This is a genomic window from Nocardia callitridis (genome assembly GCF_039543305.1).
GTDB classification, from domain to species: Bacteria; Actinomycetota; Actinomycetes; order Mycobacteriales; family Mycobacteriaceae; genus Nocardia; species Nocardia callitridis.
In genome coordinates this window covers 694,660-721,069 of the sequence record NZ_BAABJM010000001.1, presented here as the reverse complement: position 1 = coordinate 721,069, position 26,410 = coordinate 694,660, and the positions used below count along the sequence as shown (strand labels likewise).

The following is a 26,410-nucleotide window of genomic DNA, read 5'->3' as shown; positions in this document are numbered from 1 at the left end:
GATTGCGCGAGGCGCTCGTCGGATTCGCGGCGACCGGTTTCGATGTCACCCAGGAGTTGCCCATTCGGGCAAGGGTTTTCGCGGTGGGTGGCCTCGGCAACGGCACCGGCGATTACGCGGTCGCCTTCGTGGTGCATCACATCGCGGCCGACGGTTTCTCCTTCGGCCCGCTCTCCCGCGACATCGCCGCGGCGTATCTGGCCCGCGCGCAGGGTGTGGCGCCGAGTTGGACGCCGCTGCCGGTGCAGTATCGCGACTTCAGTGTCTGGCAGCGTGAGTTGCTCGGCGACGAGGCCGACCCCGAGTCCATGGCGGCGCGCGAGATCGGTTACTGGCGTTCGGCTTTGGCCGGATTGCCGGATCAGCTCGACCTGCCGTCGGACCGTTCGCGCCCCTCGGTGCAGAGCTTCCACGGCAGCCGGGTGAGTTTCGAGATCGACGCCGAGTTGCACAGGCAGCTCGCGGATCTGGCCCGCGCCAACGGTGTCACGCTGTTCATGGTCATGCATGCCTCGTTGGCCGTGCTGCTGGCTCAGCTGTCGGGTACCACCGACATCGCGATCGGTACGCCGGTCGCGGGGCGTGGTGAGCAGGCGCTCGATGACCTGATCGGCATGTTCGTCAACACGCTTGTGCTGCGTTCGGAGGTGGACGGCGGCGAGTCGTTCACCGACTTCCTTACGCGGACAAGGGAACACGATCTCGCGGCGTTCGCCTACGCCGATGTGCCTTTCGAGCGCCTGGTCGAGGTGCTCAACCCGACCCGCTCGCAGGCGCGGCACCCGCTGTTCCAGGTGATGCTGTCGTTCCAGGAGATGTCGCACGCGACGCTGGAACTGCCGGGGCTCTCGGTGACCGCCGACGAGTTGGAAGTCGACATCGCGAAGTTCGACCTGCAATGGACGATCACCGAGGAGCGCGGCGCTGGCGGCGAGCTCGCCGGGATGGCCGCGGTGGTGTCGTTCGCCACCGATCTGTTCGATGCCGCGACGGTCACCGCGTTCACCGAGCGGTACCTGCGGGTGCTCGAATCCGTGGTCGCCGCACCGCGATCCGCGGTGCGCGAGATCGATGTGCTCGACGCGGACGAGCGCGCGGTCGTGCTGACCGAATGGAACCGCACCGAGCACGAGGTGCCCGCCGATACCGTCCTCGCGCTGTTCGAGCGGCAGGTGCGGCTGCGGCCCGACGAGATCGCCGTCGTGTTCGACGGTGGTTCGCGCACCGAGGAGTTCGGACCAGCGGTGGAATTGACCTACGCCGAGTTCGGGCGCAGGGTCAATCAGCTGGCGCGCAAGCTCATCGACCTCGGTGTCGGCCCGGAAACGCTTGTCGCCGTGGGTATTCGACGCTCGGTCGACATGCTTGTCGCCATCTACGCCACCATGACCGCCGGCGGTGGGTACGTGCCGATCGATCCGGATCATCCGGCCGATCGCACCGAATACGTGCTCGATAGCTCGAAGCCGGTGTGCCTGTTGACCACCTCGCGCGACGGCGTCGATTCCGCCGACTGCGCGGTGCTCGAACTCGACACCCTCGCTCTCGACGCGTTCGATGACGCGCCGGTCACCGACGCCGATCGCGCGGCGCCGTTGCGCGGCGCCGACACCGCCTACGTGCTCTACACCTCCGGTTCCACCGGTCGCCCCAAGGGCGTCGCGGTCGCGCATTCGGCCCTGGTGAACCAGATCGCCTGGATCAGTGCCGAATACCGGATCAATCCGACCGATGTGATCTTGCAGAAAACACCGGTCACCTTCGACGTCTCGGCGTGGGAGCTGTTCGCGACGCTCACTGTCGGTGCGCGCATGCTGATCGCCGCGCCCGATGGTCACCGCGATCCGATCTACCTGTCGGAGATCATCGGTCGGCACAAGGTCACCATGACTTCGTTCGTTCCCTCGATGCTCTCGGTCTTCGCCGGAACCGCTATTTCGGCCGAGTGCGCTTCGCTGCGTGCGGTTCTGGTGGCAGGTGAGGCGCTACCGCCCGCGACGGTGACCGCGTTCCGGCAGTTCTGCACCGCCGCCGTGCACAACCTGTACGGGCCGACGGAATTCACCGTGCACGCCACGGCCTGGCAGCTCAACGCGATCGCGCCGAGCACGGTGCCGATCGGTCGTCCGGTGTGGAACGCGCGCACCTATGTGCTGGACCAAGGCTTGTCCCCGGTGCCGGTCGGGGTGCCCGGTGAGCTGTATCTCGGTGGCGCGCAGACCGCGCGCGGCTACTACGGTCGTCCGGACCTCACCGCGGAACGTTTCGTGGCCGACCCGTTCGGCCCGCCGGGATCGCGGCTCTACCGCACCGGTGACCTGGTGCGCTGGTCGGTGCCCGACGATCCCGAGGTCGGCACCGACGGGGTGCTGGAGTACATCGGGCGCACCGACTTCCAGGTGAAGTTCCGTGGTCAGCGCATCGAGCTCGGTGAGATCGAGGCCGCGCTGCTGGATCATCCCTCGGTGTCGCAGGCCGCGGTACTCGTGCTCGACACGGTGACCGGCGACCAGTTGGTCGCCTACCTCGTGCCGACCGCGGGTCCGGTCGACGTGGACGCGGTCAAGAATTCCCTGCACCGCACCCTGCCCGCGTACATGGTGCCCTCGGCGACGGTGGTGCTGGAGGCGCTGCCGCTGAACCCCTCGGGCAAGCTGGACCGCAAGGCCCTTCCGGCGCCCGCCTTCGAAGCGCGCGAATTCCGTGCTCCGACAACGCCGATCGAAGAGATCGTCGCGCAGGTCTTCAGTGAGGTGCTGAATGTCGACCGGGTCGGTGTCGATGACGACTTCTTCGATCTCGGCGGTAACTCGCTGATCGCCACCCAGGTGGCCTCGCGCATCGGTATCGCCTTGGACACCAGGGTGCCGGTGCGCACGCTGTTCGAGGCGTCCACCGTGGCCGCGCTGGCCGCGCGGGTGGAATCGCATGCCGGTGAGGGCGCCCGCAAGGCGCTCGTGGCCAGGACCAGGCCCGACGAGGTTCCGCTGTCGTTGGCGCAGCAGCGGATGTGGTTCCTCAACCGGTTCGACACCACCTCGGCGGTGAACAACATCCCGGTCGCGATCCGGCTGACCGGTGAGCTCGATGTGGCCGCGTTGCAGGTCGCGGTGATCGACGTGATCGACAGGCACGAGTCGCTGCGAACGGTGTTCCCGGAGACCAAGACCGGCCCGGTGCAGGTGGTACTCGACGCCGCCCAGATCGTGCCCGACCTGACCCCCGTCCCGGTGACCGAGCACAACCTGATCGAGCACCTGGTGCAGCTGGCGTCGATGGCCTTCGACGTGACCAGCGAAGTGCCGGTGCACGCACGGCTTTTCGAGATCAGCGAGACCGAGTACGTGCTCGGCATGGTGGTCCACCACATCTCGGCCGACGGCTGGTCGATGGGACCGCTGGCGCGCGATGTGATGGTGGCCTACGCCGCACGCACCTCGTGGGAGGCACCGGCGTGGGCCGAGTTGCCCGTGCAGTACGCGGATTATTCGCTGTGGCAGCGCGAGGTACTCGGCGACGAGGGTGATCCGAGTTCGTTGATCTCCAGTCAGATTCGGTACTGGACGCGCGAACTCGCCGATCTGCCCGACGAACTGGTGCTCCCCTCGGATCGGCCGCGTCCCGCGGTGCCGTCCTATCGTGGCGGCACCTACCCGTTCGTGATCTCCGCCGAAACCCAGCAGGCACTGACCGATCTCGGTCGTCGCTACAACGCGTCGCTGTTCATGGTGATGCACAGCGCGCTGGCGGTATTGCTCGCACGCGCAAGCGGCACAACGGATATCGCCGTCGGCACCCCGGTCGCAGGACGTGGTGAGGCCGCGCTCGACGATCTGATCGGCATGTTCGTCAATACCTTGGTCCTGCGTACCGACGTCGAGACCGGTGCGAGTTTCGCCGACATGCTCGGTCAGGCCCGCGAGACCGACCTGCACGCGTTCGCGCACGCGGATGTGCCGTTCGAGCGGCTGGTCGAGGTGCTCAATCCCGCGCGCTCGCAGGCGCGGCACCCGCTGTTCCAGGTGATGCTGACCTTCCAGAACATCAGGCAGGCCAGCCTCGAACTGCCGGGTCTTTCGGTGAACGGGATCGATTACGACCCCGGCCTCGCCAAGTTCGATCTCCAGCTGACCCTCTCGGAGGCGCAGGGCGCCGACGGTGGATCGGCCGGTATGTCGGCCGAGATCTCCTATGCCCTCGACCTTTTCGACGAGTCATCGATCAAGGACTTCGCCCGGCGACTGGATCGGCTGCTCGCCGCGATCACCGAGAATCCGGATATCCCGGTCGGCGATATCGCGTTGCTCGACGAGCACGAGACCGAGCTCGCTGTGCACGGATACAACGACACCGCGCACCCCATCGGGGACGAGACCACGGTGGTCGCCGCGTTCGCCGCACAGGTGGCCGCGACCCCCGACGCCGTGGCCGTGGTCGATCCGGCTACCGGGACCTCGCTGACCTACGCCGAATTCGCGGCGCGCGCAAGGCGTTTGGCGCGGCACTTGATCGAAGCGGGTGTCGGGCCGGAGCGACTTGTCGCGCTCGGTATGCGCAGGTCTGTCGATCTGCTGGTGGCCGCGTACGCGGTGCACGAGGCCGGTGGCGGGTATGTGCCGCTGGATCTCGATCAGCCCGCCGATCGGGTGAACTATGTGCTGGATTCCGCCGACCCGGTCTGTGTACTCACCACGGCCGCCGACGAATTCACGGCCGAGGGTCGCGAAACACTGATCATCGACGAGGCCGCGCTGGCCGACTACTCGGCGGCGCCGGTCGCCGATGCCGAGCGGATCGCGCCGCTGCGCCCGCAGCACCCGGCGTATGTCATCTTCACCTCCGGTTCGACCGGTCGGCCCAAGGGTGTCGCGGTGGCGCACGCCGCGGTGCTCAACCAGATCCGTTGGATCACCGACGAATACGGCATCGGCACCGACGACGTCGTGCTGTTCAAGACCCCCGCGACCTTCGATGTGTCGGTCTGGGAGATGTTCGGCCCGCTGACGACCGGTGGCCGGGTCGTGGTCGCGACGCCCGACGGGCACCGCGACCCGAGGTACTTGGCCGAGGTCATCGCCGAACATCGGGTGACGATCACCTCGTTCGTGCCGTCGATGCTGACGGTGTTCGCCGGTAATTTCGACGCCGAGTCCGTCGCCGCCGGTGCGCTGTCGTCGCTGCGTGCGCTGCTGGTGGCCGGTGAGGCGTTCACCGCGGAGACCGTCGCCGCGGTACGCCGCGTCAGTTCGGTCGCGCTCTACAACCTCTACGGCCCTACCGAGTTCACCGTGCACGCCGTGCACGGTCGCGCCGCCGATGACGTTGTCGGCGCGGTGCCGATCGGCCTCCCGGTGTGGAATTCGCAGGCGTACGTGCTGGATTCGCGGTTGCACCCGGTGCCTTCGGGTGTCGCCGGCGAGTTGTATCTGGCCGGTGCGCAGCTGGCGCGCGGCTATCACGGGCGCAGCGACCTGAGCTCCGATCGTTTCGTGGCCAACCCGTTCGCCACCGGCGGTGCGCGCATGTACCGCACCGGTGACCTGGTGAGCAGGGACGCCACCGGTGCGATCCGCTACCTCGGCCGCACCGACTTCCAGGTGAAGTTGCGTGGTCTGCGGATCGAGCTCGGTGAGATCGAAACCGCTTTGGCGGCAGATGATTCCGTCGCCCAGTCGGTGGCCGTGGTGCGCTCGGACGCGCGCGCGGGTGATCGACTCGTCGGTTATGTGGTGCCCGCGAGCGGCGCGACGGTAGACCTCGACGCGCTGCGCGCGGGGCTGGCCGCGCGCTTGCCCTCCTACATGGTGCCCTCGGCGCTGATGGTGCTCGACGCCATGCCGTTGAGCCCCAACGGCAAGTTGGATCGGCGCGCGTTGCCCGAACCGGCCTTCGAGGCCAAGGCGTTCCGCGCGCCCTCGACCCCGATCGAGGAGATTGTCGCCGAGACCTTCGCCGAGGTGCTCGACATCGAACGCGTCGGCGTCGATGACGACTTCTTCGAACTGGGCGGCAACTCGCTGATCGCCACGCAGGTGGTGGCACGGCTGAGCACCGCGTTGCGCACCGAAGTGGGTGTGCGCCTGCTGTTCGAGGCGCCGACCGTCGCCGCGCTCGCCGCACGGGTGGAATCGCACGCCGGTTCCGGCGCGCGCAAGGCGCTGACCCAGCAGACTCGTCCCGAGTTCCCGCCGCTGTCGTTGGCGCAGCAGCGCATGTGGTTCCTCAACCGCTTCGACGGCGACTCCGCGGCCGACAACATCCCGGCCGCGGTGCGTTTGGAGGGCGCACTGGATCTGGACGCGCTGCGTGGCGCGATCGCCGATGTGGTGTCCAGGCACGAGTCGTTGCGCACGGTGTACCCCTCGCGTGACGGTGTCGCCTACCAGCGGGTGCTTCCCGCGAACAAGGCGATCCCCGAGCTGGATGTGGTCACCGTCGCCGAGGGCGAATTGCTCGGCGATCTGCACGAATTCGTGGTGCGTGGGTTCGATGTGACCGACTTGCCGCCCGTGCGGCTGCGCGCGTACGCGCTCGGCGAGAACGATTATGTGCTCGCGGTGGTCGTCCACCACATCGCCGCCGACGGTTTCTCGATGCGTCCCCTTGTCCGCGATCTGATGACCGCCTATGTGGCGCGCACCTCGGCGAGCGAGCCGGGCTGGCCGCCGCTGTCGGTTCAGTACGTGGATTTCGCGCTGTGGCAACGGGATACGCTCGGCTCGGAGGATGATCCCACCTCGCTGCTCGCCGAGCAGCTCGGCTTCTGGCGCGACGAGCTCGCGGGGTTGCCGGACGAACTGCGCCTGTCCGCGCGGCCGAGGCCCGCCGTTGCCACGTATCAGGCTCGGACACACCGCTTCTCGATCGCGGGCGAACTGATCGAGGAACTCAACCGGATCGCGCACGCGCGCGGCACCACGCTGTTCATGGTGGTGCACAGCGCGTTCGCCACCTTGCTCGCGCGGATGAGCGGTTCCGACGACATCGCCATCGGCATCCCGGTGGCCGGTCGCGGCCAGCAGGCGCTCGACGACCTGGTCGGCATGTTCGTCAACACCCTGGTGCTGCGTTCGCGGGTGGACATCACCGGGTCGTTCACCGATCTGCTCGCGCGGGTCCGCGAACATGACCTCGCGGCGTTCGCGCATGCCGATGTGCCGTTCGAGCGGCTGGTCGAGGTGCTCAACCCTGCGCGTTCGCAGTCGCGGCACCCGCTGTTCCAGGTGATGCTCTCGTTCCAGAACCTCGGGCGTACCGCGCTGGAGCTGCCCGGACTCACCGTGTCCGAACTGGGTGTCGACCAGCCGACCGCGAAATTCGACCTGCAACTCACGCTGAGTGAGGCCACCGCAGGTACCGAAACGGCGATGGCCGCGGAGTTGATCTACGCCACCGATCTGTTCGATGAGGTGTTCGCGCGGGAATTCGCCGAACGGTTCGTGCGCGTGCTGCGCGCCGTGGTGGCCGAACCCACCGGTGTGCTCGGTGATTTCGATCTGCTCGATGACGCGGAGCGCCTGCGGGTGCTCGAGCGCTGGAATGCCACGGAGTTCCCGGTAAACGCCGCGCTCACCTCGCCGGTCGGCGATGCCGCCGCGACGCTGGTGTCGCTGTTCGAGGCGCAGGCGGCACGCACGCCCGGCGCGGACGCGATCACCTTCGAGGGGACAAGTCCGGCCCACCCGTCGCCCGACCACCACCCCGCGTCGGGCCGCTACGCGACGTTGACATATGCGGAGTTCGCCGGACGAGTGCACCAGCTGGGACGTTGGCTGGTCGACAACGGAGTAGGTCCGGAATCCTATGTGGCACTGGGCATTCGACGTTCGGTAGACCTGGTCGTCGCGATGTACGCGGTGACGGCCGCCGGTGGCGCCTACGTCCCGCTGGACCCGGACCATCCCACCGAGCGCACCGATTACATCCTCGATGTCGCGCGACCGGTCTGCGTGCTCACCTCCGGCACCGACCTGAGCACCAAGCTCTCGCGACAGGTGCGTATCGACAAGCTCGACCTGTCCGGGTTCGCCACCGGACCGTTGACCGACGCCGACCGGCACCGTCCGCTGCGCCCGGCCGATACCGCCTACGTCATCTTCACTTCCGGTTCGACCGGTAAACCCAAGGGTGTCGCGGTCTCGCACGCGGCGATCGTCAACCGCCTGGTGTGGATGCACGCCGAATACGGCCTCGCCGCCTCGGACGTGGTGTTGCAGAAGACTCCCGCGACCTTCGACGTCTCGGTATGGGAGTTCTTCTGGCCCTTGCAGGTCGGCGCTCGTTTGGTGCTGGCGCGACCGGACGGACATCGCGATCCGACCTACCTCGCCGAACTGATCATCGACGAGGCCATCACCACCGCGCACTTCGTGCCCTCCATGCTCTCGGTGTTCGTCGCCGAGCCGAGGGTGGCCGAATGCCACAGTCTCCGTAATGTTTTCGCCTCCGGCGAGGCGCTGCCCGCGAGTACCGCGCAGCGGCTGCGGGAGCTCACCGGTGCGCGACTGCACAATCTGTACGGACCCACCGAGGCCGCCGTCGACGTCACCTTCCACGAGGTCACCGACGCCGACACCGCCACCGTGCCGATCGGTGCTCCGGTATTCAACACCCAGGTCTACGTGCTGGATTCGCGGCTGCGGCCGGTTCCGGCGGGCGTGCCGGGTGAGCTGTACCTGGCCGGCGCACAGCTGGCGCACGGCTACGTCGCACGGCCGGACCTGACCATCGAGCGGTTCATCGCGAACCCGTTCGCGGACGGTCAGCGGATGTACCGCACCGGCGACCTGGTCAGCTGGACCGGTGACGGCGAGCTGGAATACCTGGGCCGCACCGACTTCCAGGTGAAGTTGCGTGGTCTGCGCATCGAGCTCGGCGAGATCGAAGCCGCGCTCACCGCACTGGACGCGGTGGCTCAAGCTGTGGTCGTGGTGCGCACCGATGAGCACACCGGTGACCAACTCGTCGCCTACCTGATCACCGAGCCGAACCGTGAGATCACCACCGATGATGTGAAAATTGAGGTGGGGCAACGGCTTCCGGCCTACATGGTGCCGACGGCGTATGTGCTGCTCGATGCGTTCCCGCTGAATTCCTCCGGCAAGCTGGACCGAAAGGCCCTGCCGGAGCCAGTTTTCGCCGCGAAGGTGTTCCGTGCACCGGTCACGCCGATCGAAGAGATCGTGGCCGCGACCTTCGCCGAACTACTCGGCGTCGAGCGGGTCGGCTTGGACGACGACTTCTTCTCCCTCGGTGGCAACTCGCTGGTCGCCACCCAGCTCACCGCGCGCCTCGGCGCGGCACTGAACACGCAGATCCCGGTCCGCGTGCTGTTCGAGGCGTCGACCGTCGCCGCGCTCGCGGCCAGGGCCGAATCCGTCGAGGGTGTCGGCGCGCGGCTGCCGCTGGTGGCGCGGCAGCGGCCGGAACTGATTCCGTTGTCGCTGGCTCAGCAGCGGATGTGGTTCCTCAACCGGTTCGACCGCCACACCGCCGTCAACAACATTCCGGTCGCCGTGCGGCTGTCCGGCGAGCTGGACCCCGACGCCCTGCGTGCCGCGATCGGTGACGTGGTGGCACGGCACGAATCGCTGCGCACCGTCTACCCCGAGGTCGACGGCGTTGGCTACCAGCGCATTCTGTCGATGGCGGAGATCGACATCGAACTGGCGCGGCACTCGGTGACCGCGGCGGAACTGCCCGCGAAGATCGTCGAACTCGCCAGCGTGCACTTCGACGTCACCAGCGAAATCGCCTTCCGCGCCACCCTGCTCGATCTCGGTGCGCGCGAGTACGTCGCGGTGCTGGTCATGCATCACATCAGCGGCGACGGTTTCTCGCTGCGTCCACTGCTGCGCGATGTGGTGATCGCCTACTCCGAGCGTGCGCGCGGCGAGACGCCCGGGTGGGCGCCGCTGTCGGTGCAGTACGCGGATTACGCGCTGTGGCAGCGCGAGGTGCTCGGCAGCGAAGACGACCCCGAGTCGGTCGCGGCCGCGCAGATCGACTACTGGAGCAAGCAGCTGCGCGATCTGCCCGATCAGATCGAGCTGCCCGCCGACCGTCCCCGCCCCGAGATCGCCAGCAATGCCGGTGGTACGCATGGCTTCTCGATCGACGCCGAGCTGCACACCGCGCTGTCGGATCTGGCACGCGCGCACGGGACAACGCTGTTCATGGTCGTGCACGCCGCGCTCGCCACCTGGGCGGGCCGGCTGTCGGGTAGTACCGACATCGCCATCGGCGCACCGATCGCCGGTCGCGGTGAGCGTGCCGTCGACGACCTGGTCGGCATGTTCGTCAACACGCTGGTGTTGCGCAGTGCGGTCGATTCCGCCGCGTCGTTCACCGAATTGCTCGCGCAGGTGCGCCGCACCGACCTCGCGGCCTTCGCGAACGCCGACGTGCCGTTCGAGCGACTGGTCGACGTGCTCAGCCCGGTGCGTTCGCAGGCGCATCACCCACTGTTCCAGGTGGCATTGACCTTCGAGGCGGCCTCACCGACCGATGTCGGCACCGTCGAGCTGCCCGGCCTCGATGTGAATGTGCTCGAATTCGACGCGGGCACAGCGAAATTCGATGTGCAGCTGACCGTGGGCGAATCGGCCGACGGCGGCTTGTCGCTGGCATGGAACTACGCAACGGAACTGTTCGATCCGCCGACGGTCGCGGCCTTCGCCGACCGGTTGGTGCGGATCCTGCGCACGGTCGCCGAGGAACCCACCATCGCCGTCGGCGATATCGACCTGCTCGGCGAGAGCGAACGCCTCGACGTGTCGCAGCGCTGGGTCAGCTCCGGCGCCGACACCACGACGGGTCGATTCGCCGACTCCGAGGTCACCCTCGTCGGGTTGTTCGACGAGATGGTCGCCGCGCACCCCGACCGCACCGCGGCGCGCTTCGGTGTGGAGACACTGACCTACGCGGAACTGGATCGGCGCGCGAATGTGTTGGCGCGCAGGCTGATCGCCGATGGCGCGGGACCGGAAGCCTTGGTCGCGGTGATCCTGCCGCGTTCGTTGGACCTGATCGTCGCGCTGGTCGCGGTCGTGAAGACCGGCGCCGGTTATGTGCCGGTCGACCCGACCTACCCGGCCGAGCGGATCGCGTTCGTGCTCGAGGACGCCGAGCCGACCGGCGTGATCCTCGATTCGACCGTCCAGGTGACGGTGCCCGAACACCTGCCCGCGGTGGTCCTCGACGGCTTCGCGGTGGAGACCGGCAACATCGAAGACGCCGATGACGCCCCCGTCACCGACGCCGACCGCCTGCGCGCATTGAGCAAAGACCATGTCGCGTACGTGATCTACACCTCCGGCTCCACCGGCCGCCCGAAGGGCGTCGCCGTGGCGCACCGGAATGTGGTGCGGCTGTTCGCCAACACCGATCGCGACTTCGGTTTCGGCCCCGACGACGTGTGGACGCTGTTCCACTCCTACGCCTTCGACTTCTCGGTGTGGGAGCTGTGGGGCCCGCTGCTGTTCGGCGGCAGTGTGGTCGTGGTCGACTACTACACCTCGCGTTCGCCCGAGCAGTTCCTGGAACTGCTGCGCGCACACCAGGTCACGGTGCTCAACCAGACGCCGTCGGCGTTCTACCAACTCGCCGAGGCCGACCGCAACGCGGCACCGCAGGCACCGCCGCTGGCGCTGCGCTACGTGGTGTTCGGTGGCGAGGCACTCGAACTGCGCAGGCTCGCGGACTGGGTGGCCAGGCACGGTGACGGCACCGAGGCCAGGGCGACCGGCGCGACGCCGACCGCACCGCTGTTGGTGAACATGTACGGCATCACCGAGACCACGGTGCACGTCTCGTTCCGCGCGCTGGACGCCGCGACCATCGCGGCCGCCTCCGGCAGCGTGGTCGGTCGCGCCGTGGCCGGTCTGCGTGTCTATGTCCTCGACGACCGGTTGCGCCCGGTCCCGGTGGGCACCGCGGGCGAAATGTACATCTCCGGGCCACAATTGGCGCGCGGCTACCTCGGCCGTCCTGACTTGAGCGCCACCAGGTTCGTGGCCGACCCGTTGGCTGTCGGCGACGCGACCGGTGGCCGGTTGTACCGCTCGGGTGACCTCGCGCGCTGGAACCGTTTCGGCGAACTCGAATACCTCGGTCGCGCCGACGACCAGGTGAAGGTGCGCGGTTTCCGCATCGAGCTCGGCGAGATCGAGTCCGCGATCCTGGCACAGCCCGGTGTCGCGCAGGCCGCGGTGATCGTGCGCGAGGATCAGCCGGGCGATCAGCGCATCGTCGCCTACGTGGTCGCCGAGCCGGAGGTCACTCCGGCGCTCGACGTGATCCGCGACGGCGCCGCCGAACGGCTGCCCGCCTACATGGTGCCCTCGGGCATGGTGCGGCTGGAATGGATTCCGTTGACCGTCAACGGAAAGCTCGACCGCAAGGCGCTGCCGGCGCCGACGGTGGCCGCGCGCGCCTTCCGCGCGCCGGTGACCCCGGTGCAGGAGACCGTGGCCTCGGTGTTCGCCGAGGTGCTTGATGTGGAGCGAGTCGGTGTCGACGACGACTTCTTCGAACTCGGCGGCAACTCGCTCATCGCCACCAGGGTGGCCGCACGAATCGGTGCCGCGCTCGGTACGACGGTCGAGGTGCGCGCCCTGTTCGAGGCTTCCACCGTGGCCGCGCTCGCGGCACGGGTGGAATCGCGTGCCGACGGCGCCCAGCGGGCTCGCCTGGTCGCACGTCCGCGCGAGGCCGACGAACTGCTTCCGCTGTCGTATGCCCAGCAGCGCATGTGGTTCCTGAACAAGTACGACACCACCTCCGCCGCCTACAACCTGCCCGCGGCCCTGCGCCTGACCGGAACACTGGACACCGAGGCGCTGGCCTTGGCGGTGGCCGATGTGGTGCGCAGGCACGAGTCGCTGCGCACCCGCTACCCGGAGCACGGCGGCACACCGGTGCAGGTGATCGTTCCCGCCGAGAACGTGGCATTGGATCTGCGTCCGGTCACGGTGGAACGCGACCAGCTGCTGACCGTGGTCACCGAGTTCGCCACCGCGGGATTCGATGTGGCCGAACAGGTTCCGTTGCGTGCGCGACTGTACTCGGTGGACGAGAACGAGCACATGCTCGTGGTGGTGGTGCACCACATCGCCGCCGACGGTTTCTCGATGGGCCCGCTGGCGCGCGATGTGATGGTCGCCTACACCGCGCGCACCCTCGACAGCGCGCCGGGGTGGGCACCGCTGGCGGTGCAGTACGCGGACTTCGCGGTGTGGCAGCGCGAGGTCCTCGGCGCCGAGGACGATCCGGAGTCGTTGCTGGCCAAGCAGGTCGCGTACTGGAAGGGCGCACTCGACGGGGTCCCCGACGAGCTGGCCTTGCCGACCGACCGTCCACGCCCTGCCGTCGCCTCGCTGCGCGGAGCGACCGTGCACCGGGAGCTGTCCGGTGACTTGGTGACGGCGCTCGAGGACATCGCGCGCCGCAATGGCGCCTCGCTGTTCATGCTGATGCACGGCGCCCTCGCGGTGCTGCTGGCTCGGCTGTCGGGCGGTGACGACATCGCGGTGGGTACGCCGATCGCCGGCCGCGGCGAGCAGGCGCTCGACGACCTGGTCGGCATGTTCGTCAACACCCTGGTGTTGCGCACCGGCATCGATTCCAGCGAGAGCTTCACCGACCTGCTGGATCGGGTGCGGCGCACCGACCTCGACGCCTACGGCAATGCCGACGTTCCGTTCGAGCGGTTGGTCGAGCTGCTCGCGCCGGAGCGCTCACAGGCGCGTAACCCGCTGTTCCAGGTGATGTTGGCGTTCCAGAACCTGGAGCGCACCAGCCTGGAATTGCCGGGACTCACCGTCTCGGCGCTGGATCTCGACGAGAGTGTCGCGCGCTTCGACCTCCAGTTCACGCTCGCCGACAAGGGCGAATCCGGTGCTGCCGGTATGAGTTTGGCGCTCACCTACGCCACGGAACTGTTCGACGAGGACACCGCGACCAAGATCGCGGTGCGCTGGCAGCGCGTGCTGGAGGCCATCGCGGCCGATCCTGGTACGGCGATCGGCGCGATCGATGTCCTCGACGCGGCCGAATACGCCGACCTCACCACGCGCACCGGCGGTCCTGCCGTGCCCGCGCGGACCCTGGCGGAACTGCTCGCCGACGCCGTCGCGATCGACCCCGCCGCACCCGCGGTGGTGTTCCAGGGGACAACTCTGTCTTATGGCGAGCTGGATGAGCGCTCGAACCGCCTGGCGCGCTTGCTGATCGCCGAAGGCATCGGCCCCGACGACCTGGTCGCGGTGGCCGTACCGCGCTCGGCGGATTCGTACTTCGCGGAATGGGCGGTCACCAAGACCGGTGCCGCGTTCGTTCCGGTCGACCCGAACTACCCGGCCGACCGCATCGCGCACATGGTCACCGACTCCGGCTCCGCCCTCGGACTCACCGTCGCCTCGGTGCGCGCGGACCTGCCGGAATCGACCCGCTGGCTGGTGCTCGAAGACCTCGCGAGCGACGCCTTCGACGGCGGCGCGATCACCGACGCCGAGCGGGTCGCGACGCCCCGTCCCGACCACCCCGCCTATGTCATCTACACCTCCGGCTCGACCGGCGTCCCCAAGGGTGTTGTGGTCACCCACGCCGGGCTCGCCAACTTCCGTGCCGAACAGATCGAGCGCTACCAGCTCGATTCCGATTCGCGCGCACTGCATTTCGCCTCGCCCAGCTTCGACGCCTCGGTGTTGGAGTTGCTGCTGGCGGTCGGCGCGGGTGGCACGCTGGTCGTGGTGGCGCCGGGCGTCTACGGCGGCGAGGAACTGTCGGAACTGATCCGCACCGAGCGGGTCACGCACGCGTTCATCACGCCCGCCGCGCTGGCGACCTTCGACCCGAGCGGCCTGGACACCCTGCGTGTCGTGGTCGCCGGTGGTGAGGCATGCCCGCCCGAGCTGGTCGCGAAATGGGCTGTGGCGCTGGGTGATACCGGTGAACAGCGGCACTTCCACAATGGTTACGGGCCCACCGAGACCACCATCATGACCAATATCAGCGATCCGCTGACCGTCGGTGAGACGGTCACCATCGGTGCGCCGATTCGTGGCATGCAGTCGCTGATCCTGGACGCCGAACTGCGTCCGGTTCCGGTGGGTGTCGCGGGTGAGCTGTATCTGTCGGGCATCCAATTGGCTCGCGGCTATCACGCACGGCCTGGCCTGACCGCCGAACGCTTCGTCCCCAATCCGTACGTGCCGGGGGCGCGGATGTACCGCACCGGCGACGTCGTGCGCTGGACTCGCGCGGGGCACTCCGTAGGCTCCGCGCCTGAGGGTGTGGTCGGACACTCCGCAGGCTCCGCGTCCGGGGCGGGCGTGGAATCGCTGGTCGTCGAGTACGTCGGCCGCTCCGACTTCCAGGTCAAGTTGCGCGGTTTCCGCATCGAACTCGGCGAGATCGACGCCGCCCTCGCCGCGCACGACGACGTCGACTTCGCGGTCACCCTCGGCCACCGGGGCACGACGGGTGCGCAATCACTGGTGTCGTATGTGGTGTCGGCGCCGGGCAGGGCCGTGGATGTCGCCGCGCTCACCGCGCACGTCGAACAACGCCTGCCCGCCTACATGGTGCCCTCGTCGGTGATGGTGATCGACAGGGTTCCGCTCACCCCGGTCGGCAAGCTGGACCGAAAAGCCTTGCCGGAACCGGTATTCGCGACCGAGGTCGTGTTCCGTGCGCCGCGCGACGCGGTCGAGCAGACCATCGCGGAGATCTTCGCCGAGGTACTCGGCGTGGAACGCGTCGGTGTCGACGATTCGTTCTTCGCCCTCGGCGGCGACAGCATCGTCTCCATCCAGTTGGTGTCGCGAGCCAAGGCGCGTGGCGTGGTGTTCACCCCGCGGCACGTGTTCGAGCAACGCACCGTGGCCGGACTGGCCTCCGTCGCCGAAACCGGCGAAGCCGCACAGGCTTCCGTCGCGGTGCTGGTCGAGCCCGACGGGGGCGGGGTCGGCAGCATGCCGTTGACACCGGTGGTGCGGTTCATGGCGCAGCGGCGTGGCCGGTTCGGCCGGTTCAACCAGAGCATGGCGCTCGAACTGCCGGTCGGTATCGACCGCGCGGGAATCGCGGCGACGGTCGGCGCGGTCATCGACCGCCACGACATGCTGCGCGCCAGCCTGCGCGAACTCGACGGTCAGTGGGTGCTGGAAACCGCGCCCGCCGGGGCCATCGACGTGGACGCGTTGATCGACCGCACCGCGTTCGATGCCGATGCCGACGACGAGCGCCTGCTCGAGATCGCCGCCGCCGCCCTGGATTCCACCCTCGACCTGCTCGACCCCGAGCACGGTGTCGTCGTCCGCTTCGTGTGGCTCGACCCCGACGACGAACAGCGCGCCGGTCGCTTGATCGTCGTCGCGCACCATCTGGTGGTCGACGGTGTCTCCTGGCGCATCCTGGTTCCCGACTTCGTCGCGGCATGGGGTCAGCGCACAGCAGGACAAACCCCCGAACTGGTCGCCCCCGCCACCTCGATGCGGGCATGGGCCCAGGCGCTCGAACGCGAAGCCCTGCGCCCGACCCGCGTCGGCGAACTCGACTACTGGCGTTCGGTCGTCGACGCGGCCGACCCGCTGCTCACCGAGCGGCCGATGGACCCGGCCGTCGACACCTCCGGCGTGATCGAGAAGCATCAGGTCGAGGTGTCCGCCGAGGTCACCAAGGCCCTGCTGACCACGGTGCCCGCGCTGTTCCACGGCGGCGTCAACGACGGTCTGCTCACCGCGCTCGCGCTGGCCACCGCGAAGTGGCGTGCGCGCGGAGCGGGAACCAGGGGCGAAGACTCGCTGCTGATCCGGCTCGAGGGTCACGGCCGTGAGGAAGAGGTCGTGCCAGGCGCCGACCTCTCACGCACCGTCGGCTGGTTCACCGCGATCTTCCCGGTGCGTTTCGACCTCTCCGGCATCGATATCGACGCCGCGCTCACCGGCGGCCCCGCGCTCGGCGCCGCCCTCAAGGCCATCAAGGAACAGTTGCTCGCGGTGCCGGACAAGGGTGTCGGCTACGGATTGCTGCGCTACCTCAACGACGAGACCGCGGCCGAATTGCCCACCGAGCTGCCCGGCCAGGTCAGCTTCAACTACCTCGGCAGGGTTACCGATGGCAATGTGCCGGATGCCCTGCGCGGCTTCGGCTGGATTCCGGCGCCCGAGCTCGCTGCGCTCGGTGGTGCCTACGACGCGGACATGCCCGCGATGGCACCGCTGGATGTCAACGCCATCGTCACCGGCGACAAGCTGACCGCGAACATCGGCTACCCGTCGACGCTGCTGGACGCCGATCAGGTGCGCGAATTCGGCGACCTGTGGGTGGCGGCGTTGGAAGCCGTTGCCCGGCACGCGAACTCGACCGGCGCGGGCGGGCACACCCCGTCGGACTTCGGTTTGGTACGCACCACCCAGCGCGATATCGACACCTGGGAACGCCGCCTGCCCGCACTGGTCGACGTGTGGCCGCTGTCGGCCCTGCAGGGTGGCCTGTTGTTCCACGCACGGCTGGCCGCGGGCTCGGTCGACGTGTACACCGCGCAAGCCGTGCTCACCCTCACCGGTCGCGTGGACGCCGACCGGTTGCGTTCGGCCGCACAGACTTTGGTGGACCGCTACGAGAACCTGCGCACCGCGTTCGTCACCGACGCCGAGGGCAACCCCGTGCAGGTGGTGCTCGACAGCGTGCGCGTGGCATGGGCCGAGCACGACAGGACCGAAGACGGCGACGCCGCGGACCTGATCGCGGCCGACCGCACCACCAGCTTCGACCTCGCGCAGCCGCCGCTGATCCGTTTCACACTGATCAAGGTCGCCGCCGACCGCTGGCAGTTCGTGGTGGCCAACCACCACATCCTGCTCGACGGCTGGTCGATGCCGCTGCTGATGCGCGACCTGCTGGTGCTGTACGCCACGCACGCCGACACCTCGGCCCTGCCCGCCGTCCGCTCCTACAGGCACTTCCTGGAGTGGACCGCGCGCCAGGATCACGCGGCCTCGGTCGCGGCATGGCGGAAGGCCTTGCATGGCGTGGGGGAGCCGACGTTGCTCACCCGCCCCGATGCGGGCCGCGAAATCACCGCGCTGTCGGGTGAATACCTGTTCGAGCTCGACGAGACGGCCACCGCGCGGATGACCGCGCTGGCCAGCTCGCTCGGTGTCACGCCGAACACCGTGTTGCAGACCGCGTGGGGCATTCTGGTCGGCCGGATGACCGGCCGCGACGATGTGCTGTTCGGTACCACCGTCTCCGGCCGTCCCGCCCAGCTGTCCGGCGTCGAATCGATGGTCGGTCTCTTCATCAACACCGTGCCGGTCCGGGTGCGTTTCGACCCGGCGGAGTCGGCACGCTCACTGCTGACCAGGACCCAGGGCGAGCAGGCCGACCTGCTCGATCACCACTACGTCGGGCTCGCCGATATCCAGGCCGCGGCCGGTGTCGGTGGCCTGTTCGACACCCTCGTGGTGTTCGAGTCCTACCCGGTGGACGCCGATGGTCTGCGCCAGCAGGCGGCCGACATCGACGGCATGGCCGTGATCGGGCTCGACGCGGCCGACGCAACGCACTATCCGCTGACGCTGATCGCGCAACTGGATTCGCAACTGCGCATCCGCGCCGGATACCTGCGCGACCTGTTCGACGAGCAGACGGTGCGCCGCATCGCCGACCGCCTGATTCGGGTACTCGACGCGCTCATCGCCGAACCGGAAGCGCCGGTGGGTGATATCGAACTGCTCGATACCGCCGAACGCGCGCAGGTCGTCACCGGGTGGAACGACACCGCGCACGCGCTCGAACCCGCCGCATTGCTCGGCGCCGACGCCGAGACCAGCGAACTGACGCTGGTGTCGATGTACGACCGCCAGGTGGCGGCGACGCCGGAAGCACCCGCGGTCGAGTTCGAGGGGACAGTTCTGTCCTACGCCGAGTTCGCCGAGCGGGTGAACCAGCTGGCGCGCTGGCTCATCGCGCGCGGTGTCGGCGCGGAGTCGTATGTGGCGCTTGGTATGCGGCGCTCCATCGACCTGGTCGTCGGCATGTACGCGGTGAGCGTCGCCGGTGGCGCGTACGTGCCGCTGGATCCCGATCATCCGGCCGAGCGCACGGAATACATTCTGGCGACGGCCGATCCGGTGTGTGTGCTCACCTCGGGCACCGACCTCGACATCGACACCGCGCAGGTGCGCATCGATCTGCTCGACCTGAGCGGACTGTCGGATACCGCGGTCACCGACGCGGATCGGCGGGTGCCGCTGGTGGCGTCGAGTACCGCGTATGTGATTTTCACGTCGGGTTCGACGGGTCGTCCGAAGGGTGTGGCGGTGTCGCACGGGGCGATTGTGAATCGTTTGGTGTGGATGCAGTCGGTGTATGGGTTGGCTGCGGATGATGTGGTGTTGCAGAAGACGCCTGCGACGTTCGATGTGTCGGTGTGGGAGTTCTTCTGGCCGTTGCAGGTGGGTGCGCGGTTGGTGGTGGCCAAGCCCGACGGCCACCGCGACCCCGCCTACCTCGCCGAGATCATCGGCGCCAGCGGCGTCACCGTCACCCACTTCGTCCCCTCGATGCTGGCCGTGTTCGTCGCCGATGGCGCTGCGGCACAGTGCACTTCGCTGCGCATGGTGTTCGCCTCCGGTGAGGCGCTCGCGCCGAAGCCCGCGCACCGGCTGCGCGAGCTCACCGGTGCCACTGTGCACAACCTGTACGGACCCACCGAGGCCGCGGTCGACGTCACCTTCCACGAGGTCACCGACGCCGACACCGAGACCGTGCCGATCGGCGCTCCGGTGTACAACACCCAGGTCTACGTGCTCGACGCCCGGCTGCGGCCGGTGCCGGTGGGTGTCGCGGGTGAGCTGTATCTCGCGGGCGCCCAGCTGGCCAGCGGCTATGTGGCACGGGCCGACCTCACCGCGGATCGTTTCGTGGCCAACCCGTTCGGCGTCGACGGTGCGCGGATGTACCGCACCGGCGACCTCGTCGCCTGGACCGGCGACGGTGAGCTGGAATACCTGGGCCGCACCGACTTCCAGGTGAAGTTGCGTGGTCTGCGCATCGAGCTCGGCGAGATCGAATCCGCGCTGACCGGCCTGGACGAGGTCGCTCAGTCGGTGGTCGTGGTGCGCGGCGATCAGCACACGGGTGATCAGCTGGTCGCGTATGTGGTTGCCGCGCCGGGCGTTCCGGTCGACACCGAGCTGATGCGCGAGGACATCGGTAAGCAACTGCCCGCCTACATGGTGCCCGCGCTGATCATCGTGCTCGACGCGCTTCCGCTCAATGCCTCGGGCAAGCTGGATCGAAAGGCGTTGCCAGCGCCGGTGTTCGAGGCCGCGGTGTACCGCGCGCCCACCACACCGGTGGAGGAGATAGTCGCGAGCACCTTCGCCGAGGTGCTCGGCGTCGAACGCGTCGGTCTCGACGACGACTTCTTCGCGCTCGGCGGCAACTCGCTCTCGGCCACCCAGGTCGCGGCCAGGCTCTCGGCCGCGCTGGACACCGATATCGGCGTCCGCGAACTGTTCGAGGCCTCGTCGGTGTCGGCATTGGCCGCCCGCGCGGAAACCGGAACCGGCGCGCGTGCCCGTGCTGCGCTGGTGGCGCAACAGCGGCCGGAGCAGGTGCCGCTGTCGCTGGCCCAGCAGCGGATGTGGTTCCTCAACCGCTTCGACCCGGAATCGGCCGTCGACAACATTCCCGCCGCGGTGCGGATGTCGGGTCTGCTCGATCGGCAGGCATTGCAGGTGGCGGTCGCCGATGTGTTGGCGCGGCACGAGTCGCTGCGCAGTTTCTACCCGGAGATCGACGGCACCCCGTACCAGCAGACCGTGCCGACCGCCAAGGTGATCCCTGATCTCTCGCCGGTTGACGTCACCGAAGACGAACTGCCGCAACAGTTGGCGCAGATCGTGCTCACCGCCTTCGACGTCACCGCCGCGGTGCCTTTCCGCGCGCGACTGTTCGAGATCAGCCCCACCGAACACGTGCTCGCCCTTGTGGTGCACCATATTTCGGCCGACGGCTTCTCGATGGGACCGCTCACCAGGGACGTGATGACCGCGTACGCGGCCCGCGTCGACGGCAGCGAACCCGCGTGGCGCCCGCTCGAGGTGCAGTACGCCGACTTCGCGCTGTGGCAGCGCGCCGTGCTCGGCGCCGAGGACGATCCGGAATCGGTGATCGCCGGTCAGATCGCCTACTGGTCGCAGGCACTGCGTGGTCTGCCACAGCAACTCGACCTGCCCGCCGATCGGCCGCGTCCGGCCGTCGCCTCCGGGCGCGGCGCGAGCTACGCCTTCGAGATCGACGCCGAAACCCACGGCAAGCTCACCGAACTCGCGCGTGCCCGCGGCACCACGCTGTTCATGGTCGCCCACAGCGCGCTCGCGGTACTGCTGGCGCGGCTCTCGGGTACCGACGACATCGCCATCGGCACCCCGGTCGCGGGCCGTGGTGAGCGTGCGCTCGACGACCTGATCGGCATGTTCGTCAACACGCTGGTGTTGCGTACACCGGTCGAGGCGCAGACCTCGTTCACCGACCTGCTGCGGACCGTGCGCGGCAACGACATCGCCGCGTTCGGACACGCCGATCTGCCGTTCGAGCGGCTGGTGGAGATCCTCAACCCGACGCGTTCGCAGGCTCGCCACCCGCTGTTCCAGGTGATGCTTGCCTTCCAGAACCTCGGTCAGAACTCGCTCGAGCTGCCCGGATTGACGGTCAGCGCGGTCGATCTCGATATCAATGTCGCCAAGTTCGACCTCCAGGTGGTCTTGTCGGAGCACGCGCCCGTCGAGGGCGGCGCCGCCAACGCCGCGGGTGTCTCGGCCGCCGGGATCGCCGCCGAGCTGATCTACGCCACCGACCTGTTCGATCACGACACCATGGTGCGGTTCGCGGCGCGTTTCGATCGGCTGCTGAAAGCCATTGTGGCCGAGCCGGATCGGGCCGTCGGCGAGATCGATCTGCTGGACGGACAAGAGACCGAGCAGGAACTGCTCGGCTACAACGCCACCGTGCGCCACCTCGGCGCCGCCAGCACCCTGGTGGACCAGTTCGCCGCGCAGGTGCGCGCCACGCCGGATGCGGTGGCGATCGTCGACCCGGCCGAGGGCAGCACGCTCACCTACGCCGAGTTCGCCGCCGACGTGCACCGGCTTGCTCGCAAGCTCATCGAGACCGGCGTCGGGCCGGAGACGCTGGTCGCACTGGCCGTGCGCAGGTCGGTGGACCTGGTGACCGCGATCTACGCGGTGCAGGAGGCCGGTGGCGGTTATGTGCCGCTCGACCTCGACCAGCCCACCGATCGGGTGAACTACGTCCTCGACTCCGCCGACCCGATCTGTGTATTGACCACGGCGCGCGATGAATTCGGCCTCGACCGGCCGGGCACCCTGGTGCTGGACGAGCTCGATCTCGGCGAGTACTCCGACGCCCCCGTCACCGACGCCGAGCGCAACGCGCAGCTGCGCCCGCAGCATCCGGCGTACGTGATCTTCACGTCCGGTTCGACCGGCCGCCCGAAGGGCGTGGCCGTACCGCATTCCGCCGTGGTGAACCAGATCCGTTGGATCACCGGCGAATACGGCATCGACGCCGATGACGTGGTGCTGTTCAAGACCCCCGCCACCTTCGACGTATCGGTGTGGGAGCTGTTCGGACCGATGAGCACCGGTGGCCGCATCGTGGTCGCCACGCCGGACGGCCACCGCGATCCGCACTACCTCGCCGAGGTGATCGCGGCCGAGCGCGTCACGCTCACCTCGTTCGTGCCATCGATGTTGACGGTGTTCGCGGCGACCGGAGCGGCAGGCAGCGCCGGCAGCGCCGCCGTGGCCGCACGCGACGCCGAGGACGGCACGACCGCTGTGCACGCCACCCGTGGTCGCCACACCGACGAAAACCACGGCGTTGACGAAAAGCCCGCTGGCTCTGCCCGTGCTGCCGACGGCGACGTCTCGGACGCCGACGGTGCTACCGATGTCGACCGCGCCTCCGACGCTGTAGATGATGGTGGCCGCACCGAGAGCCGTGTCGTCGACGGGAAGTCCGCTGGCGCTGGCCCCGACGACCTCGGGGGTGTCGCCGACGCCGAAAGCGCGACGGACTCCGACCGTGTCTCGACCGTCGTCGGCACCGACCGCTCCACCGCGGAAAACGCTGCTGACGCTGGCGTCAACGGGCGCTCCGGCGACGAAAGTGCCGCAGCCGATCGTGGTGTCGAGGCGAACTTCCAGGCGAGCTCCGAGGCCGCTGCGCGGACGAACGGCGTAGCGCACACCGAATCTGCCGGTACCGCATCGGCATTGGATTCGCTGCGGGCCTTGTTCGTCGCGGGTGAGGCGTTCACCGCCGAGGCCGTGACCGCGATTCGCAAGGTCAGCTCGGCGGCGCTGTACAACCTCTACGGCCCCACCGAGTTCACCGTGCACGCCACGCACGGACCCGTCGCCGACGAGGTCGACGGCGCGGTGCCGATCGGTCTTCCGGTGTGGAACGCGCAAGCCTACGTACTGGATTCGCGGCTGCATCCGGTCCCGACCGGTGTCGCCGGTGAGCTGTATCTCGCGGGTGCGCAGCTGGCGCGCGGCTACTTCGGCCGCACGGACCTGACCGCGGATCGCTTCGTGGCCAACCCGTTCACTCCCGGCGGCGCGCGCATGTACCGCACCGGTGACCTGGTGACCCGCGATCGCTCCGGCGCGATCCGCTACCTCGGCCGCACCGACTTCCAGGTGAAGTTGCGTGGTCTGCGGATCGAGCTCGGTGAGATCGAAACCGCTTTGGCGGCAGACGATTCCGTCGCGCAGTCGGTCGCCGTGGTGCGCTCGGACGCGCATGCCGGCGACCGGCTCGTCGGCTATGTCGTGCCGGAGACCGGCGCGCGGATCGACACCGACAGCCTGCGCACGAGCCTCGCCGGGCGCCTGCCTTCCTACATGGTGCCCTCGGCGATCGTGGTGCTCGACGCCATGCCGTTGAGCCCCAACGGCAAGCTCGATCGGCGCGCACTGCCCGAACCCGCCTTCGAGGCAAGGGAATTCCGCGCGCCCTCGACACCGATCGAGGAGATCGTCGCCGACACCTTCGCGGACGTGCTCGGCCTCGTCGCCCCCGAAGGGCAGCGTCCTGTCGGCGCGGACGACGACTTCTTCGAACTCGGCGGCAACTCGCTGATCGCCACCCAGGTGGTGGCCAGGCTCGGCGCCGCGCTCGACACCCGAGTGCCGGTGCGCGCGCTGTTCGAGGCGCCGACCGTGGCCGCACTGGCCGTGCGGCTGGAAGCCCATCGCGGCAGCGGTGGCCGACGTGAACTCGTCGCGGGCCCCCGCCCGGCGCAGATCCCGTTGTCGCTGGCCCAGCAGCGGATGTGGTTCCTCAACCGGTTCGACAACAAGACCGCGGTGAACAACATCCCGCTCGCGGTCCGGCTCACCGGATCGCTGGACGCCGACGCGCTCGGCCAAGCCGTCACCGACGTCATCGACCGGCACGAGGTGCTGCGCACGACCTACCCGCAGACCGCGGAGGGTCACGGCGTGCAGGTGGTGGCGCCGGTCGGCGAGCAGATCGTGGATCTGACCCCGATCGAGGTGTCGGAGTCCGAGATCGCCGAGCGGGTCGGCGCGCTGATCCTCACCGGTTTCGACGTGACCACCGAGGTTCCGGTGCGCGCCGCGTTGCTGCGGGTCGCCGGTTCGATGGACGGCTCACAACCCGACACCCACGTGCTGGTGTTCGTGGTGCACCACATCTCCGGCGACGGCTGGTCGGTCGGCCCGCTGGCGCGCGACGTGATGATCGCCTACGCGGCGCGCTCGCGTGGCGAAGTGCCCACCTGGCAACCACTTCCGGTGCAGTACGCCGATTTCGCGCTCTGGCAGCGAGAGACACTCGGCTCCGAGGACGACCCGACTTCGCTGATCGCCCAGCAGGTCGCGTTCTGGTCCACGCACCTGGCCGGGCTGCCAGACCAGCTCGACCTGCCCACCGACCGCCCGCGCCCCGCGGTCGCCTCCAACCGTGGCGGGGTACACCACTTCGGGATCGACGCCGAACTGTTGCGCGAGCTGAACGCACTGGCCCGCGCCAACAGCGCCAGCCTGTTCATGGTGGTGCACGCGGCGTTCGCGGCGCTGCTTTCGCGACTGTCCGGCAGCGACGACGTTGTCATCGGCACCGCCGTCGCCGGGCGTGGTGAGGCCGTGCTCGACGACGCGATCGGCATGTTCGTCAACACCCTGGTGCTGCGCAGCACGGTCGAGGCCGCCGGGTCGTTCGCCGAGTTGGTCGCGCGCACCAAGGACACCGATCTCGCCGCCTTCGGCCAGGCCGACCTGCCGTTCGAGCGGTTGGTGGAGATCTTGAACCCCGCCCGTTCACAGGCACGGCATCCGTTGTTCCAGGTGATGCTGTCGTTCCAGAACACCGGTGAGACGTCGTTCGAGCTCCCCGATCTCGAGGTCGCGGGCATCCCGCTCGACGTGATCACGGCGAAGTTCGATCTGCACCTGAACCTGGCCGACCGGCGCGACGCCAACGGTGCCCTCGACGGGATGGCCGCCGAATTCGCCTACGCCACCGACATGTTCGACGCCGAAACGATCGAGCGGGTGGCCGAGCGACTGGTGACGCTGCTGCGCGCGGTGACCGCCGATCCCGAACGCGCCGTGGGTGATGTCGAGCTGCTCGACGCCACGGAACGCGTCGAACTCGTCGTGGCGCGCAACGACACCGCACACGAGGTGGACCCCACCGCGACGCTGGCTTCGCTGTTCCAGGAGCAGGCACGGCGCACGCCCGAGGCCATCGCGCTGACCTTCGAGGGGACAAATTTGTCCTACGCGGAGTTCGAGTCGCGGGTCAATCGCCTTGCCCGCCACCTGATCTCACTCGGGGTCGGCCCCGATACCCTGGTCGCGCTCGGCATGCGCCGTTCGCTGGATCTGGTGGTCGGCATGTACGCCGTCACGGTCGCCGGTGGCGCCTATGTGCCGCTCGACCCGGATCACCCGGCCGAGCGCAGCCATTACGTGCTCGATATCGCCAGCCCGATCCGGGTGCTCAGCACCTCCACCGACGAGTTCGATACCGGTGGCCGCGAGGCGATCCACCTCGACACGCTGGAGCTGTCGGAGTACTCCGACGCACCGGTCACCGACGCCGAGCGCCGCACCGGTCTCACACCGGCCAGCACCGCGTATGTGATTTTCACGTCGGGTTCGACGGGTCGTCCGAAGGGTGTGGCGGTGTCGCACGGGGCGATTGTGAATCGTTTGGTGTGGATGCAGTCGGTGTATGGGTTGGCTGCGGATGATGTGGTGTTGCAGAAGACGCCGGCGACGTTCGATGTGTCGGTGTGGGAGTTCTTCTGGCCGTTGCAGGTGGGTGCGCGGTTGGTGGT

1 protein-coding gene (cut by both window edges) is annotated in these 26,410 nt (G+C 68.5%); it reads left to right on the top strand.

This entire window lies inside a single protein-coding gene on the top strand: locus ABEA50_RS02975, encoding a non-ribosomal peptide synthase/polyketide synthase (RefSeq protein WP_345493430.1). The 44,685-nt coding sequence extends 3,541 nt beyond the window's left edge and 14,734 nt beyond its right edge, so the window shows coding positions 3,542–29,951, spanning codon 1,181 (partial) through codon 9,984 (partial); the first complete codon in view begins at position 3. Both the start codon and the stop codon lie outside the window.